The organism is Clostridium culturomicium (genome assembly GCF_000821305.1).
In the GTDB taxonomy this organism is placed as follows: Bacteria; Bacillota; Clostridia; order Clostridiales; family Clostridiaceae; genus Clostridium_J; species Clostridium_J culturomicium.
On sequence record NZ_CCXK01000017.1, the window covers coordinates 835,048 to 851,016 of the forward strand.

Consider the following 15,969-nt stretch of genomic DNA (forward strand, 5'->3'; position numbering starts at 1 on the left):
ATCTTTATGCTTAAAATCTAAAAATAGAATGAAAGGTTTATAAGCTTTATTAATCTAATTTTAAAGGAATATTATAAAGTTCCTTCCTGATTATTTCACCATCATTAGATACCTCTATAAAACCTACCGCACCTGAACGAGACCAAGGTGAAGGTTTGGGAATGCTTCCAGGATTCATTAATATAATATCATTGATTTCCTCTAACAGGGAGATATGTGTATGTCCAAATAATATTATGTCTGCTCCAAACTCTTCTCCTTTATATAAAATTGAAGAAAGAGAATTTTTGACTCCATATAAGTCTCCATGGGTAAAGAAAATCTTTTTACCATTAATATCTATAATTTGATTGTTAGGAAATCTAGAAGTACAATCACAGTTACCTACCACACCTAATACTTCTCCATTGAAACCTGTTTTAATAATTTCTATGTCATCAACGCAATCTCCTAAGTGAATTACCATGTTCGCTTCAAGCTCCTTTATCTTCTTTAAAGCAAGACTTATTCCGTATTTATTTCTGTGGGTATCTCCCAAAATTGCAATTTTCATATTCTCCTCCTAAACCGTTATAATTTTTAATATATTAGGCAATAAAATATTATACATAATTATATCTTATTTTCATATTTATTCTAATAGATATTAAAACTTTCATAAAGTATTTATTTTATTGATTGGATGTGTTAATTTGAAAAAGAAGTATTCAGACATATATAAAAAGCTTGTAACTGCCTATTATAACAGTGAGTTTGAGGAAACCCTTGATTATATTTTAAATCATGAATTTGAAGATAGAAGACAGGGCGAAGAAGTCCTTGCTGCTTTATGTGGTATGAAAGTTAATAGTACTAAAGAGCCTTCAACTTTTGCCTATAATATTGTGGAAGCTATAACTCAAAACAGAGTGAGAGAAAAAATTGTTCAAAAGCTCCGTTCCTGCAATAAGGACTGCGAAAATATACGAGGAGTTAGCAAGTGCCAAAGTATTTGTCCTTTCAATGCAATATTTAAAGCTGAAAATACTGAAGAGAAATTTATTTAGACCAGCTTCGAGAAGCCTTTATAACTTTAGGCTTTAAGGATATGATCGAAGTTGCTTTAGGTTCAGATGTATTAAGCATAAAGGAGGCCATTGAATTTAATGAGCATGTTCATAAGGAAGGAGACTTCATCATTACTTCCTATTGTTGTCCAGTTTGGATTAACTTATTAAAGAAGGTGTACACTAAGATTATGCCTGAGGTTTCTCCATCTGTTTCTCCTATGATTGCAATGGGCAGAATAATTAAAAGTTTAAATGAAAACATAAAAGTAGTCTTTATTGGACCCTGTTTGGCAAAAAAATCAGAAGCTAAGGATAAAGAGCTTATAGGAGCAATCGATTATGTTTTAACGTTCGAAGAAATAAAATTGATATTTGAAGTCTTAAAAATATCTCCAAAGGACTTAAAAGGACTTTCTTCCATAGATTATGCTTCTACTGGTGGCAGGTTGTATGCCAGAAGTGGAGGTGTTACTGAAGCAGTTTGGGACATTGTGGATCATCTATTTCTTGAGAAAAGAAAGCTCTTTTCCTCTATTCATGTTGATGGAGTGAGAAACTGCCAAGCTTTACTTAAAGATTTAGAGGAAGGTAAAGTAAAAGCCAGCTTTATAGAAGGTATGGGGTGTACTGGCGGTTGTGTCGGTGGTCCTAAGGTTATCATCAGTATGGAAGCTGGACGTGAGTCAGTTGAAAAGGATGCTAAGGCTTCTGCAATAAAAATTCCCGTTCACAGTACTATTTTAATGAATATCCTAGGGAATATTGGCATAACGGATTTAGATAAATTCAAGGATCAATGTTCTATGTTTGAAAGAGAATTCAAGTAAATATTTATATAAAAGTCTTGTTTATGATTTTCTTAAAATAAGTATTTTATGTTATAATAAATTGAATATAAATGTAAATGGAGGAATTGACATGTTTACTAAAGAGGAGCTTTTAGTAATTAGAGACGCTTTTAAAGTGGCTGATGACCATTATATGAAGGTAATGGAAGATAATATGAATAATAAAAACATAATGGTTTCTTACAATAGAAAGCAAAAGAAACTTTGGATGGTTCAAAATAAATTAAATAAGTTAATTGAAGAAACTAAGTAAATTCATTAAAATGGACTACGGTAAAAGTTTTACTGTAGTCCATTTTAAATATTACTATTACTTAACCTTACCTTTAGTCAAACAAACCAAGAATCTTATTAAATTAATTCCTGCTAAACCTACAAAAATATAAATAGCTCTTACAAGGATATCTGAAAAGCTAAATATAAAATGTATTACGTCGAAATTAAGGATGCCAAAAATTCCCCAGTTTAGTGCGCCAATGATGACTAATATCAAAGATAATTTGTCAAAAAAGCTAATCTTGCACATTTAAATTCCCCCCTAAAAATATGACTTTTTTGTTACTAATAATAATGTTAAAGTTGGTTATCTATATATATGTGATACAAATTTATATTAGAACGAAAAAATATGGATTTATTATTAATATGCGAATTAAAAATGGACTAATCCATATAAAGTATGTTATAATTCTGAATGATAAAACAAAAAACTTAATTTTTGTACGGAGGTTTTTATGAGAAATGCATATAATTCACCATTAAATTCTAGATACGCATCTAAAGAAATGAGTTACATATTCTCGGATGAGAAAAAATTCAAAACTTGGAGAAAGCTATGGGTTGCTCTTGCTGAAGGAGAGAGAGAACTAGGATTAAATATAACTGAAGAGCAAATAAAAGAGCTTAAAGAAAATATAGATAATATAGATTACGAATTAGCTGCAGCTAGAGAAAAAGAAGTTAGGCATGACGTTATGAGCCATGTTTACGCTTATGGATTATCAGCGCCTTCAGCTAAAGGAATAATCCATTTAGGAGCTACTAGCTGTTATGTTGGTGATAACACAGACTTAATAGTAATGAGAGATGCTCTTATTCTTGTTAGAAAAAAACTAATAAACATATTAGATCAATTAAGTAAATTTGCAATGAAATATAAAGACTTACCAACACTTGGGTTCACACATTTACAACCTGCACAACTTACTACAGTCGGTAAGAGAGCTACACTATGGATGCAGGAGCTTTTAATGGATCTTGAAAACCTTGACTTTGTTATTGATCAAATGAAATTCAGAGGAGTGAAAGGTACAACTGGAACTCAAGCAAGCTTTATGACTTTATTCAATGGAGATGAATCTAAGGTTAAGGAACTTGATAAAATTGTTTGTGAGAAAATGGGCTTTAAAAAAGCTTATCCTGTTACAGGCCAAACTTATTCTAGAAAGCTTGATTCTATAATCTTAAACACTTTATCTGAAATAGCTCAAAGTGCTTATAAATTTAGTAACGATATGAGATTACTTCAAAACATGAAGGAAATGGAAGAACCATTTGAAAAAAATCAAATAGGTTCATCTGCAATGGCTTATAAAAGAAACCCAATGAGAAGCGAAAGAATAAGTGCTCTTGCTAGATATATCATTATAAACTCTTTAAACCCAGCTGTAACAGCTTCTACTCAATGGTTTGAAAGAACCCTTGACGACTCTGCTAACAAGCGTATATCCGTTGCTGAAGCCTTCTTAGCTTTAGATGGAGTATTAAACCTTTATATTAACATAACTTCAAGCATGGTAGTATATGAGAAGGTTATAGCTGCTCACGTAAACAGTGAGTTACCATTCATGGCTACAGAAAACATTATGATGGAAGCAGTTAAACGTGGAGGTGATAGACAGGAACTTCATGAAAAAATCAGAGTTCATTCTTTAGCCGCTGCAAGACAAGTAAAAGAATTTGGAGAAAGAAATGATTTAATCGATAGAATTTTAGAAGATGATTCCTTTGGATTAACCAAAGAGGAAATTCTAGCTATTATCGACCCAAGTAAATTCACTGGAAGAGCAAGCGGTCAAGTAGTTGATTTCATTGAAGAATATGTAAATCCAATTCTAGAAGCTAACAAAGATGAACTTGGAGAACAGGTTGAAATAACAGTATAAGAATAACGGCGAACAAACGTTCAACTTCCGTGAAAATGGCATTTTTACATTGTTAAATAATAAATGACTTTAAAATATAAACACCCTAAACCTTTGAAATTGCAAGGTTTAGGGTGTTTATATTTATTTAAGCTGCCTTTAGCTTTATTTATTATAAAACTACTTATTAAACCATTCACTTGGTGATTGATTAAAGTAATGTGGCTCAAACTCTGTTATTTTATACTCCTGAATTCCATAAACATTAAAAGGCTCTTTTGATAAATAAGCTTCTATATTTTCTAGAGCTTCAGCCTTCATAACAAATATGCCTCCGCTCATGTCTGATTTAAGACCAGAGGTTAATATCATTCCAGCTTCCATGGCTCTTTGAGTGTAAGCCATATGCTCCTTCATAATACTATCATTAATCTTATCTGCAGCTTTAAGGATACCTTCCACAATAAAGTATTTCATTTTTCATTCCTCCTATTAGTACATTAAGCTAATTATATACTTAAATTATTATGATTAATATATGGAATTTTATTTTTTAGATAAGATGATAGAAAGCCGCTATTCGAACAAATGTTCACCACCCATAAAACTAGCATTTTTATATAACATTTCACATTAAAAAAAACAAGTTTTGATTGATATGCTCATAGTCACACTAAATTGTGGATTTAAGGAAACCTTAATATTTAATTTAAATATTAAGGTAACATTAAGGTTATATAAATCAATAGTTAATCTTAAAACTCTAAAATTAGTTTATATTTTAAGAAAGGTTGATGAGTTAAGATGAATAAAATTAAGGTTGTACAACTTACAAAAAAATATAAGAAAATTATTATATCATTAGGTGTTGTTATAGTTATTGGTGGTGGTATATTTTTCATTAAGAGCAAAAATAGTTTTGGTGGTGAAATTAATAGTTTAAGTGACTATGTTCGTACAGTGAATTTAGAAAAGAGTAGTATAAATAACTCTATTACTGTTAGTGGAAAGGTTGCAAGTGCTGAATTAACTAGTGTAACTAGTTCATTTTCAGAGAAAATAAAAACTCTTAATGTTAAGGTTGGAGATTTAGTTAAAAAAGGAGATGTTATTGCGATATTAGATGATACTAATATCAAAAAGGAAATAGAGAGCAAAAGAGAAGACATCTCTACTGAAAGAGAAAAACTGAAGGCAAGTTATGATAAAACAATAAATAGTTTAAATACTGCAAGAGCAAATAAGTCTTTGAATTCAGCTGAACAAGACAAGCTAGTAAATATATCAAAACAAAATTTAGACACAGCAAATTATGAGTTTGAAAATTGTAAAGCTAGTTTTCAAAGCGAAGAATCTAAGTACAAAACTATGATTAGTGCAATAAAGGACAAACAAGATGCTTACGATAATTCAATAAAAAATAGAGATAATTTATACAGTGCATGGATAAATTCAGGTGGTGCAACAAATTCAAAGGCATATGAAGATTATAAGGCTGCACAAGATGATTTAAGTTCAAAAGAGCGTGAGTTAGAAGAAGCTAAAAGTTTATATGACTATGATAGAATAGCAGGAAACTATAATGCTGCATTAGAAAAATATAATGGAAAACTTAATGTTAAGCAAACTGCACAATCTGAATATGATTCTGCTGTGTCAACTCGTGCAAAAACAATAAATAATGATGATTCAGAGATTGCTACAATTAATGAAAGCCTTAAAGAAATAAATACACAAATCCAAAAATTAGATAAAAATGATGAATTAAAAGCTTTAGAGGAAAAGCTAGAGAAAACAGTATTAAAAGCTGAGTCAGATGGAAAGGTTACTGAACTTAAGGCTACAGTAGGGAGTATGACTGAAGGAGTAATAGCAACTATACAATCTACGGATAAACTTATAATTTCAGTAAATATACCTGAATATGATATATCAAAAGTGACTGTGGGAATGAAGGCGGAAATATCAAGTGACTCTTTAACCGAAAAGATAAAAGGAGAGTTAGTAAGAATTTCACCAACAGCAAGCCAGGTAGAAAATAATAGTGGTTTCTCAGCAGATATAGCAGTAAATGATGCTAAAGGATTATTTATCGGATCAAAAGCTAAAGCTGAAATCATTATGTCAAGCAAAGAAAATGTTTTTGTTGTGCCGTTAGATGCTATAAATGATATAGATGGAGAAAGTAAGATTTTTGTAAAAGATAAAACTGGAGAATTTAAAGAAACTAAGGTAACAACTGGTATGAAAAATGATTATTATATTGAAATAAGTGGAGCTGAACTTAAAGAAGGATTAGAAGTAAAAGCTAATGTTAATTTAGAAGAGTTTGACAATAATAACTTTGAATCAGATATGGGCGGAGGTTTTTAAGAGTATGAATAGTATAGAAAATAGTAAGCCTTTAATTGAAATGAGTAAAATAATTAAGCGTTATTATGTCGGACAACCCAATGAATTAGAAATTTTACATGGAATAGATTTGAAGGTTTATCCTGGAGAATTTATAGCAGTTGTAGGAGAGTCTGGTTCAGGCAAATCAACACTTATGAATATTATAGGCGTACTGGACAAGCCAACTGAAGGAGAATATTTTTTAGATGGGATTGACCTTGGTAAGTGTCCAGATGATGACATGAGTAATATTCGTAATGAAAAAATAGGGTTTGTCTTCCAAAACTTTAATCTAATAGGGCGAACAAGTGCCCTTAAGAATGTAGAATTACCAATGCTTTATGCAGGAATGTCAGCCAAGAAAAGAACAGAGAGAGCCATGGAGTTATTAGATATGGTTGGTATGAAGGATAGAGGCAATCATCAACCTAATGAATTATCAGGAGGACAAAAGCAAAGAGTTGCAATTGCTAGGAGTTTAGCAAATAATCCTGCAATTATATTAGCCGATGAACCTACAGGAGCCTTAGATAGTGAAACAAGCAGAATCGTAATGAATATTTTTCATGATTTAAATAGAAATCAAGGGAAAACTATAGTTCTAATAACTCATAGCAAGGAACTAGCAGAAGAATGCCCTAGAGTTGTTACTATTAAAGATGGATTGGTTATAGGTGACCGCGAAGGGAGAGCATACAATGGGGATAATTGAGAATATACAATTAGCTATTAATAGCTTGTTTTCAAATAAGATGCGTTCAATCCTTACTATGCTAGGGATAATAATAGGAATTGGATCTGTAATAGCAATTGTTACAGTTGGAGATTCATTGGCAAGTTCAATAACTAGTGAAATGTCTGGGGTTGGAGCTAGGAATATAAATATTGGTCTAGAACAAAAAAACATGGGTGAAATAAATGAGGATGGAACCTATAACGAAAGTGAAGATGGAATCTATAATCCATATGAAATCCAAGAAAAGGATTATATAACAGACGAGATGTTAAAGGACTATAAAGCTATCTTTAAAGATGATATAAGAGCTATTTCTGTTGTTGAGGATGTTGGTACTAATAAATTAGCTAATGGTAAAAACAAAGCTGAGATTTCAATAAAGGGAATCAATAGTGAGTATTCAAGTGTAGAAAAAATCAATATGCTACAAGGACGATTTATTAATGGAGGCGATGTTGAAAGTTCTAGGAATGTTGCAGTTGTAAGTGATAAATTTGTTAATAAATATTTCGGAGAAAGCTTAACTTATGAAGAAGCTTTAGGTAAAAGTTTTGAAATAACACTAGAGGATAACGTTGTGCGAATATATATATGTGGTGTTTATGAGTATGTAAAAAATGATGGAGAAATATCATTTAGTAATAATGGCGAAGAGTCAACTACTGTATATATTCCAATATCATCAGCTAAAAAATTATTAAAAAAACAACCTGGTTATATGACTGCAACTATTCTACCTTCCACGGAAGCAGATTTAGATAGCTTACTTTTTAATACAAGACAATATTTTGAAAGTGTATATAACCGTAATCCTGACGTCACAGTTATGGCTTACAGTATGGAATCTATGATGAAATCAGTTAATAAGATGATAGGTAATGTTAAGCTTGCAATAAGTGGTGTAGCTGCAATTTCGCTCCTTGTTGGAGGTATTGGGGTTATGAATATAATGATGGTTTCTATAACTGAAAGAACTAAGGAAATAGGAATAAGAAAGGCTTTAGGAGCAAAAGGAAAGATTATTTTATTTCAATTTATAGTAGAAGCAGTGGTAATTTGCCTTATAGGTGGAATTATAGGTATAATAACAGGTGTAGGGTTAGGTGCTGCTGTAACAAATATATTAGGTAAAGTAGTTAAACCTAATATACAAGCAATGTTTTATGCAGTGACTTTTTCTATGGCAATAGGTGTATTCTTTGGATATTATCCTGCAAGTAAGGCAGCTAAAATGAACCCTATTGATGCATTAAGATATGAATAGGTAAATTAAAGTATTGTTAAAAACAACAAAATATTAAATACTTTAAAAGAAAATTGGAGGTAAGTTATGAAAAATAAAATACTGATTGCTGAAGATGACGAAGATATAATTGGATTATTGACATTATATCTTGAAAAAGAGAACTATGAAGTTATTCCTGCCAATAATGGGGAAGAAGCATTAAAAATAGTCCAGAGTACTAAAATCTCAGTAGTAATACTTGACATAATGATGCCTAAGTTAAATGGTTATGAGTTAACAAAAAAAATAAGAGAAATGGGGACAGTACCAATTCTAATACTTTCAGCTAGAAATTTAGATAGTGATAAAATTTTAGGGTTAGATTTAGGTGCTGATGATTACTTAACGAAGCCATTTAATCCCTTAGAGGTTATAGCTAGAGTTAAGTCTTTAATTAGACGTACTTATGATTATAATAATGATGAGAGGGTAATAGAAGACGAGACTATTAAATTAGGGAACATAAGTATAAATTTAGATACATTTACAGCATATAAAAATGATCAAGAAATTAGGCTAACACCTACAGAATTTAAAATATTAGCATTGCTTATGAAATCACCTGGAAGAGTCTTTACTAAGATTCAAATATATGAAAATATAAATGGTGAATATTTTGAAAGTGATGATAATACCATAATGGTTCATATGCATAAACTTAGGGAAAAAATAGAAGATGATTCAAAAAACCCTATTTATATAAAAAATGTAAGGGGGTTAGGTTATAAGTTTGAAAAGATATAAAAATAAAAATAGAGGTAGTATTTTTTCTTTACTAATAGGTAATTATATTGCATTCACCATAGCAATTGTAGTTACAGTAAGTATTATTACTTCTTTAGGATTATTATTGATTAGCAAACGATCAGATATTCCAGTTGGAATAACTGAAAAGGAAGAATCATTACTATACAAAGAAAAATATAGTAGATTAAATCCTACTAAAATTGCTGGTAAAGAAGGAATAATAGAAATACTAGATGAAAACAATAATGTAATATATAGTGTTGGAGATGGAAAAAAAGTTAAATCTTACACTCAAAGAGAATTAGAGTTTATTAAAAACTATGATGGCAGTGGGATGTTAGTTAATAGTTATAAGTTTAAAAATGATGGAGAAGAGATAGCTTTAATTATAAGGGAAGATTTTTCATATAATCAAAGTGATGAAACTGTAAGTGACTATAATGAGGGGTGGTTTGAAATTATTGATAAAGATCTAAATGTTGTTTTTAGAAGCATTGGTATGGACGAAAATTCAAATCTATCTTACACAAAAGAAGAGTTGGGATATTTACTAGGTACTTCCCCTGAAAAATACAACATAACAAAATATAGTTTTAAAAATTCTTTAAATGAATCAAGAACTTTAATTATTAAAGAGAAACATGTTAATGAAGAAGAATTTATGGAAAGGCTAGATTCGTGGTCAATAGGTTCTATACGTATATTTATAGTTGTATATATCGTTTGTATTATATTATTCGTAATGCTTCTTAGAAAAAAGGTAAAAAAACCACTAAAAAAATTAGAAGATGCAATGTATTCACTGGCTGAAGGTAAGAGTAAATCACTAATAGAGTATCGAGGCCCAAAAGAGTTCGTACAAATATGTGATGCATTTAACATTATGGTTAATAAATTGGAAAATAGTGAAATAGAAAAGGATAGATTATCTAATGATAAACAAAGGATTCTTTCAGATATATCTCATGATTTGAAAACACCTATAACAACGATACAAGGTTATTCGAAAGCTTTAGTGGATGGTGTCATATCTAAAAATGATTTAGATAAATATTTAAATATCATTTATGCTAAATCAACAAGATTAAATGATTTAATTAATATGTTTTATGAATATAGTAAATTAGAGCATCCGGACTTTCAATTGGTATTTAATGAAGTTGATTTAAGTGAATGTATCAGATCATATCTTGCAATAAAATATGAAGATTTATTAGATGCAGGCTTTGATTTAGAGGTTAATATTCCAGACGAAGTTCTACTATGTAATATTGACAAAATACAGTTTCTAAGGATATTAGATAACCTTTTAGGAAATTCAGTAAAACATAATCCTAAAGGTACTACAATATATTTTGAATTAATTCGTGAAAATGATAATTATAAAATTATAGTAGCAGATAATGGTGTAGGTATCTCTGAAGAAATTTCTAAAAATATTTTTGATGCATTTACTGTAGGAGATGAATCTAGAACTAATAAAGAAGGTTCAGGTTTAGGGCTTGCAATAGTAAAAAAAATTGTTGAGATGCATAAAGGAACTATACAGTTAAAAATTAATAATGATGCTGAATATGTTACTGTATTTGAAATAACAATGCCTAAAGAATAGCTTAATTAATAACACCAAATAAATAATATCCAAATGTGGTATAGAAATCCTATGATAAATAATTTATAAAAAAGCATTTTAGTAGAAGTATAGACTAGTCAATACTTCTACTAAAATGCTTTAAGTCTAAATTTTTATTATTTAATCTGTCTACTTGACCGGGAATAGTCCAAATTAAACATTGGTTGTTTTTCTTTAAATTATTTCAAATAGCATAAATCCTACAGTATTTATTGCAAAATTAGCACACATATGAACAAGCCAAGAGCAATAAATATTCTCATATTTGTCATTGAGCCAGTCAAAGAGCATTCCAGCACAGAATAAACTTACGATGATAAAAACAAATAGAATGGGATCAAACCAGCTTACCATCATTGCAATATGATATAGAGCAAAAGATATTGAACTAAATACATATGTAAATCTTTTACTAAATACTCTTTTAAGATTCAAGAAAGCAAAGCCTCTAAAGAAAAACTCCTCTAAAAGAGAATTAATAAAGGATATATACAAGGCAACATATACAAAATTTCTTGCATTTACCCCCATATTTGAATTTAAAGCTTTAGTAACATTAGAAAAGTCAAAGAATCCTCCTAGAGTGAAATAAGCACCTATAATAATAATATATACGGCTATCCCTAATGCTAAAGATACCTTTAAACTCTTTCTATCCAATTTAAATACAGATTTAAAACTTAAAGACTTATTGAATCTACAAAGTAAAAAAGGTAACGCTAAAAATGTTATTATTTTAAAGATGGACTTTATAAAGTAAGGAGGCGAAATTATGGCATCTATATAAGCCATTATCAATCCGCTTATAATTACTATTAAGATTACACCGTAAGCACTTTTTCTATTTTCCATGAATATCATCCTTTAAAATAGCTCCCAGCTTTAAAACTGCAATCTGTGTTTTTGAATCAAGTATTTCACCATCCATAACCCTCTTATACACGTCCCAGAAAGGCATTTTTATCACCGTCAAAAATTCACCATCGTCCAGCTTCTGTTTCTTTTCTATTAATTCCATGGTGTAATAAATATAAATTACTTCATCAGTATAGGCTGGGGTAGGATACAATTTACCAAGCAGTGATAATCTTTCAGATGTATAGCCTGTTTCTTCTTCTAATTCTCTTGTTCCACACTCTAAAGGCTCTTCTCCATATTCGAGTTTACCTGCTGGCAGTTCAAGAAGCTCCTTTGCTAGTGGATATCTGAACTGTTTAACAAGTAGGAGATTTAAATCCTCATCTAATGCTGCTACACATACGCCACCTGGATGTCTTATAACTTCTCTTGTAGTATGGCTACCATTTTCTAATTGTACTTCATCCTTAAATAAATGAACTACTCTGCCTTTATATATCTCTTCACTTTTAAGTTGTACTTCTGTATGTTTCATATCTTCCTCCTTTATATAAAATATTCCATATAACCAACGTATATATAATTATACCATATAATGTTTAACTAGCTAAAATTCCTATGTTAATATTGACTTAAAAGTTAATCCATTGTTGGAAGCTTTAAAATCAATATGAAAAAGAATGGGTGACACTAATATTAGTGTTCACCCATTCTTTTGGCTAATCCGATATGCCATTGACCAGTTTTATTTCTTGCAGAGTAGTATAAAAGATACTTATCCGACAGTTTCACTAAAGAAGCTTTATATAAAGAACAATTATCAAAACCTGAGCCTGTTGAAGGCTTAAGAGTCAATTTAAAACCTGAAAAATCTACTCCATCCTTTGAGGTAGAATGATATAAATTTTGAACACCACTATTTTTATCTTCATAGGCTGAAATAATGATTTCATATCCTTCAGCAGTCTTTATAATATCATGATGCCAGATACTGATATTGTCAGGTTTCTGTGGAAAATTACAGGTTGAAACTGGTTCAAAGTTGATCCAATCCTTAGTACTTGTATGATAAAGATTGGTACTATAATTTGAAAACCAAATATTATAAACATTATTATCATAAATAATTGTAGGGGATACATAGTTATATTTCTCCTTGAAGGTAGAATTGCTGAGTACCAGTTGTTTTTTACTCCAGTTCAATCCGTCTTTTGATTTCATAACATAAACAAAATTTGTACCGTTATCCGGCTGGAGTTTATTCTTCATGTGGGGATTATACCTAAAGTAAAGCTCTAGCTGATTATTGGCATAACAAAGATTAACATCAGAGTAATGGCCACCTAATTTAACATCATTAGGAATATCTAAATAGGAATTTAAGGTTTTAAAGTATGTAAAGTTAACTCCATCATTACTTACAAGAATTTGAGGATTTTCATAATCATCATTTCCGTTAGGGTAGGGAGTTATTGCCATCCAGTACTTGAATCCATTAAATCTATCTTTTACATAAATTACACTAGGGTGCACTGCTTGATTGCTACCATCATAAGTTGGAGTAAATAAAGGGGAGTCTCCATTATAAAAATTCAAATCATAATTTTCTATAAGCCCAAGTGCTTCATTGGGATTGAACAAACTACTCAAAAACAAAAGGGTGCTTACTATTATAACCAATAGTATTTTTATATTGTTTATCGTTAAGAAACTTTTATTTTTTATCATTGCTTACAAATCCTTTTATTATTATATTATTTATATATATAATGAAATATATTGAAAAGCATATGTTTCAACGCATATTAGGAGTAGTTTATGTGAAAACAAAAAATATATTCTGAAATGTACGCAATGAAGGGTGATTAAAATAAAAATAATAATATAATATAAATATTAAAAAATAAAGGATTTTGACCACTTCTTATCGAATATATAATGTCGTGAAATGTAAGTTTCGCGACATTAATTATTATTTTTATAAAGGGGACCTGATTTTATGAGTTCAAAAATTAATTATATGTATGATGATTCTCTTCCAAGAATCTTAAAGGATTATCTTAATTATATGTCATCTGTTCGTGGTGCTTCAAGTAATACTATTTCTGCCTATGCCTATGATTTATCTTTATTTTGCAAATATCTTAAGATTTTTCATAAAGAAGTTTCACTTTCTGACGATTTATCTTTTGAAGAGATTCCCATTAATGATATTTCAGCTGAACATTTTAAAAATTTACAGTTGGTTGATTTCTATGGTTATATCTCCTACCTAGAAAATATGAGACTCAATGGAACCTATGCAAAGGCTCGTAAAGTTGCTTCTCTAAAGTCCTTCTTCCACTATCTATGTTCTAAGGCAAAGATAATTGCCACAGATCCAACTTTAGATTTAGAGAGTCCGAAACTTGGTAAACGCTCCCCTATTTATTTAACTCTTGATGAAAGTAAGGATTTATTACATGCTGCAAATAACAGAGATAAGCATTCTCCACGAGATTTATGTATAATTACCCTATTTCTTAACTGTGGCATGCGTCTATCAGAGCTTTGCAGCATTAACATGGCAAATATTAAGGGGGATACCCTTACCGTTGTTGGAAAAGGTAATAAAGAAAGAACAATTTACTTGAATAAAGCCTCATTAAAAGCAATAAACCGTTATTTGATTGTTCGTAATGAAATAGCAGATAAAGTTTATCCTGAAGACAAGGATGCTTTATTTATTAGTGGTAAGTATAGAAGAATTAATAAAAGAACTGTAGAAAGAATTGTGAAAAAATACGTTGGCATTGCAGGGTTAGATAAGGATAAATATACACCCCATAAGTTAAGACATACCTCTGCCACCCTGCTTCATAAACATGGTGGTGTAGATGTTAAAACATTACAAGAGATTTTAGGTCATGAAAATGTTAGTACAACTCAAATTTACGTGCACGTAGATGATGAGACTTTGAGAACTGCAATTAATACCCATCCCCTAGGTGATGAATAAAAACAGCCCAGTGCAGTTTTAGCTACACTGGGCTCATATTTTAGTTATTCTTTTTCTTATTGATCACATAAAGACCTGGAAATTGCTCCACAAGTACATCAGAAGAGTTATTTTCATGCATAATCTCTTCCATACCTTCGATATCTTCAATGTACTCCCAGTTACCATCCTCCATTGCATCTATATATGGAAGTTCATCTTCTGCTTCTGCGTGATAATCAGCATCTTCTAAGTTATCTTCATTATCTTCTACATCAAAATCACTGAAATCACCAAGATCAAATTTCAAGTTGGAATCTTCATTTTTCTCAACAACTTCATCAATTTTAATAGCTCTTGATTCGTATCCATCTATTCCAAGACATTTAGAACAGTTTTCGCATATTTTCCCATCTTCACATGTACAAATAGTACAATTATCACAATCAAACGAATTGTTATTCACTATAAAATCTCTCATATTTTATCTCCTTTTTTAAACATTAAACTAATATTTAAGCTAAACTATTTAATCATTTTAACAAAAGTTGAATAAAACTTCAATGTTAATTACAAAATAATAGATAGTTTACAAATTTTATATAGACAGATTGAGCTTAATAAATTATTATATATTTATGTGTTTTTTTACAGTAAAAATTTTAAAGGAGGATAATAAAATGGCAAGTACATATTCTTTTGATGTGGTTTCCGAAATTGATATGCAGGAAGTTGATAACGCTATCAACCAGGCAATGAAAGAAATCAAACAAAGATATGATTTTAAAGGCACTAAAACAGAAATTAACTTAGTTAAAGATGAAGTTAAAATAATTTCAGATGATGAATTTAAGCTTAATAGTGTAATCGATATCTTACAGGGAAAGCTAATAAAAAGAGGAATATCTTCAAAAGCTTTAGAGATAGGAAAAATAGACTCCGGCTCTCTTGGAACTGCAAAGGTAGATTGTAAGCTTATTAAAGGAATAGCAACTGATAAAGCTAAGAAAATGGTAGCAGATATAAAGGCCACAAAAATGAAAATCCAAGCACAAATTATGGATAACCAGCTTAGAATTTCAGGTAAAGATAAGGATGATCTACAAGCTGTAATGCAATTATTAAAATCAAAAGATTACGGCATAGCCCTACAATTTACCAACTATAGGTAATAATTTTAAATATTAATCAAATTTTATTTGTAAATAATAAAAAAATTTATAAATTATTAAAAAAAATGTCTATTATTTTTGTGAAATTTAAGTTATAATAGTTATGCATTAACTATTAATGTATAA

Annotated in this window: 18 protein-coding genes; 11 read left to right on the top strand and 7 right to left on the bottom strand. The window is 30.0% G+C overall.

The window, feature by feature from the left end; genetic code table 11:
- Positions 1-49: 49 nt before the first annotated feature.
- Positions 50-553 carry a metallophosphoesterase family protein gene (locus BN1075_RS16410; protein ID WP_040194325.1) on the bottom strand — a complete coding sequence of 168 codons (504 nt, stop codon included), beginning with the start codon at positions 551-553 and terminating at the stop codon, positions 50-52.
- A 139-nt stretch (positions 554-692) separates the two neighbouring features.
- On the opposite strand from BN1075_RS16410, the gene BN1075_RS22450 reads away from it, so the two are divergent.
- The 3 genes from BN1075_RS22450 to BN1075_RS16420 all read left to right on the top strand — a co-directional run bounded on the left by BN1075_RS22450 (position 693) and on the right by BN1075_RS16420 (position 2,150).
- Positions 693-1,046, top strand: a complete 354-nt coding sequence (locus BN1075_RS22450; RefSeq protein ID WP_052406602.1) for a hypothetical protein — start codon at positions 693-695, stop codon at positions 1,044-1,046.
- Positions 1,047-1,087: 41 nt separating this feature from the next.
- Entirely contained in the window at positions 1,088-1,876 is a 789-nt protein-coding gene (locus tag BN1075_RS16415) for a [Fe-Fe] hydrogenase large subunit C-terminal domain-containing protein (RefSeq protein WP_052406603.1), read from the top strand.
- 91 nt (positions 1,877-1,967) lie between these two features.
- Positions 1,968-2,150, top strand: a complete 183-nt coding sequence (locus BN1075_RS16420; RefSeq protein WP_040194326.1) for a hypothetical protein — start codon at positions 1,968-1,970, stop codon at positions 2,148-2,150.
- Positions 2,151-2,207: 57 nt separating this feature from the next.
- Here the strand turns inward: BN1075_RS16420 and BN1075_RS16425 are convergent, their stop codons facing one another.
- Entirely contained in the window at positions 2,208-2,423 is a 216-nt protein-coding gene (locus BN1075_RS16425) for a DUF378 domain-containing protein (protein ID WP_040194327.1), read from the bottom strand.
- Between the two features lie 208 nt (positions 2,424-2,631).
- On the opposite strand from BN1075_RS16425, the gene purB reads away from it, so the two are divergent.
- Positions 2,632-4,062 carry an adenylosuccinate lyase gene (gene purB, locus BN1075_RS16430; RefSeq protein ID WP_040194329.1) on the top strand — a complete coding sequence of 477 codons (1,431 nt, stop codon included), beginning with the start codon at positions 2,632-2,634 and terminating at the stop codon, positions 4,060-4,062.
- A 159-nt stretch (positions 4,063-4,221) separates the two neighbouring features.
- Here purB and BN1075_RS16435 read toward each other — a convergent pair whose 3' ends face one another.
- Entirely contained in the window at positions 4,222-4,518 is a 297-nt protein-coding gene (locus BN1075_RS16435) for a YciI family protein (RefSeq protein ID WP_040194330.1), read from the bottom strand.
- Positions 4,519-4,845: 327 nt separating this feature from the next.
- Here BN1075_RS16435 and BN1075_RS16440 point away from each other — a divergent pair, with 327 nt between their 5' ends.
- The 5 genes from BN1075_RS16440 to BN1075_RS16460 all read left to right on the top strand — a co-directional run bounded on the left by BN1075_RS16440 (position 4,846) and on the right by BN1075_RS16460 (position 10,815).
- On the top strand, positions 4,846-6,414 hold the full coding sequence (locus BN1075_RS16440; protein WP_040194332.1) for an efflux RND transporter periplasmic adaptor subunit: 1,569 nt from the start codon (positions 4,846-4,848) through the stop codon (positions 6,412-6,414).
- 4 nt (positions 6,415-6,418) lie between these two features.
- A complete protein-coding gene (locus tag BN1075_RS16445) occupies positions 6,419-7,147 on the top strand; it encodes an ABC transporter ATP-binding protein (protein WP_040194333.1) in 729 nt (242 codons plus the stop codon).
- Positions 7,134-8,435 (top strand): ABC transporter permease, encoded by a 1,302-nt coding sequence (locus BN1075_RS16450; protein WP_040194334.1) that lies wholly within the window; start codon positions 7,134-7,136, stop codon positions 8,433-8,435. The genes BN1075_RS16445 and BN1075_RS16450 overlap by 14 nt, the downstream gene beginning before the upstream one ends.
- A 66-nt stretch (positions 8,436-8,501) precedes the next feature.
- A complete protein-coding gene (locus BN1075_RS16455; RefSeq protein ID WP_040194335.1) occupies positions 8,502-9,200 on the top strand; it encodes a response regulator transcription factor in 699 nt (232 codons plus the stop codon).
- The gene (locus tag BN1075_RS16460; RefSeq protein WP_052406604.1) at positions 9,187-10,815 is read left to right on the top strand and encodes a sensor histidine kinase; all 1,629 of its coding nucleotides are present in this window, start codon (positions 9,187-9,189) and stop codon (positions 10,813-10,815) included. Before BN1075_RS16455 ends, BN1075_RS16460 begins: the two co-directional genes overlap by 14 nt.
- Before the next feature lie 195 nt (positions 10,816-11,010).
- On the opposite strand, the gene BN1075_RS16465 is transcribed toward BN1075_RS16460, so the two are convergent.
- The 3 genes from BN1075_RS16465 to BN1075_RS16475 form a co-directional block, all read right to left on the bottom strand.
- Positions 11,011-11,688, bottom strand: coding sequence for a CPBP family intramembrane glutamic endopeptidase (locus BN1075_RS16465; protein WP_081911637.1), 678 nt, complete (start codon positions 11,686-11,688; stop codon positions 11,011-11,013).
- Positions 11,678-12,229 carry an NUDIX domain-containing protein gene (locus tag BN1075_RS16470; RefSeq protein WP_040194337.1) on the bottom strand — a complete coding sequence of 184 codons (552 nt, stop codon included), beginning with the start codon at positions 12,227-12,229 and terminating at the stop codon, positions 11,678-11,680. Before BN1075_RS16470 ends, BN1075_RS16465 begins: the two co-directional genes overlap by 11 nt.
- A gap of 161 nt (positions 12,230-12,390) precedes the next feature.
- The gene (locus BN1075_RS16475; protein ID WP_148315531.1) at positions 12,391-13,290 is read right to left on the bottom strand and encodes a hypothetical protein; all 900 of its coding nucleotides are present in this window, start codon (positions 13,288-13,290) and stop codon (positions 12,391-12,393) included.
- Positions 13,291-13,693: 403 nt separating this feature from the next.
- Between BN1075_RS16475 and BN1075_RS16480 the strand changes: the two genes are divergently transcribed.
- Positions 13,694-14,692, top strand: coding sequence for a tyrosine recombinase XerC (locus tag BN1075_RS16480; protein WP_040194338.1), 999 nt, complete (start codon positions 13,694-13,696; stop codon positions 14,690-14,692).
- A gap of 40 nt (positions 14,693-14,732) precedes the next feature.
- On the opposite strand, the gene BN1075_RS16485 is transcribed toward BN1075_RS16480, so the two are convergent.
- Positions 14,733-15,152 (bottom strand): hypothetical protein, encoded by a 420-nt coding sequence (locus BN1075_RS16485; RefSeq protein ID WP_040194339.1) that lies wholly within the window; start codon positions 15,150-15,152, stop codon positions 14,733-14,735.
- Between the two features lie 199 nt (positions 15,153-15,351).
- Between BN1075_RS16485 and BN1075_RS16490 the strand changes: the two genes are divergently transcribed.
- Positions 15,352-15,843, top strand: a complete 492-nt coding sequence (locus BN1075_RS16490) for a YajQ family cyclic di-GMP-binding protein (RefSeq protein WP_040194340.1) — start codon at positions 15,352-15,354, stop codon at positions 15,841-15,843.
- The last annotated feature ends 126 nt before the right edge of the window (positions 15,844-15,969 follow it).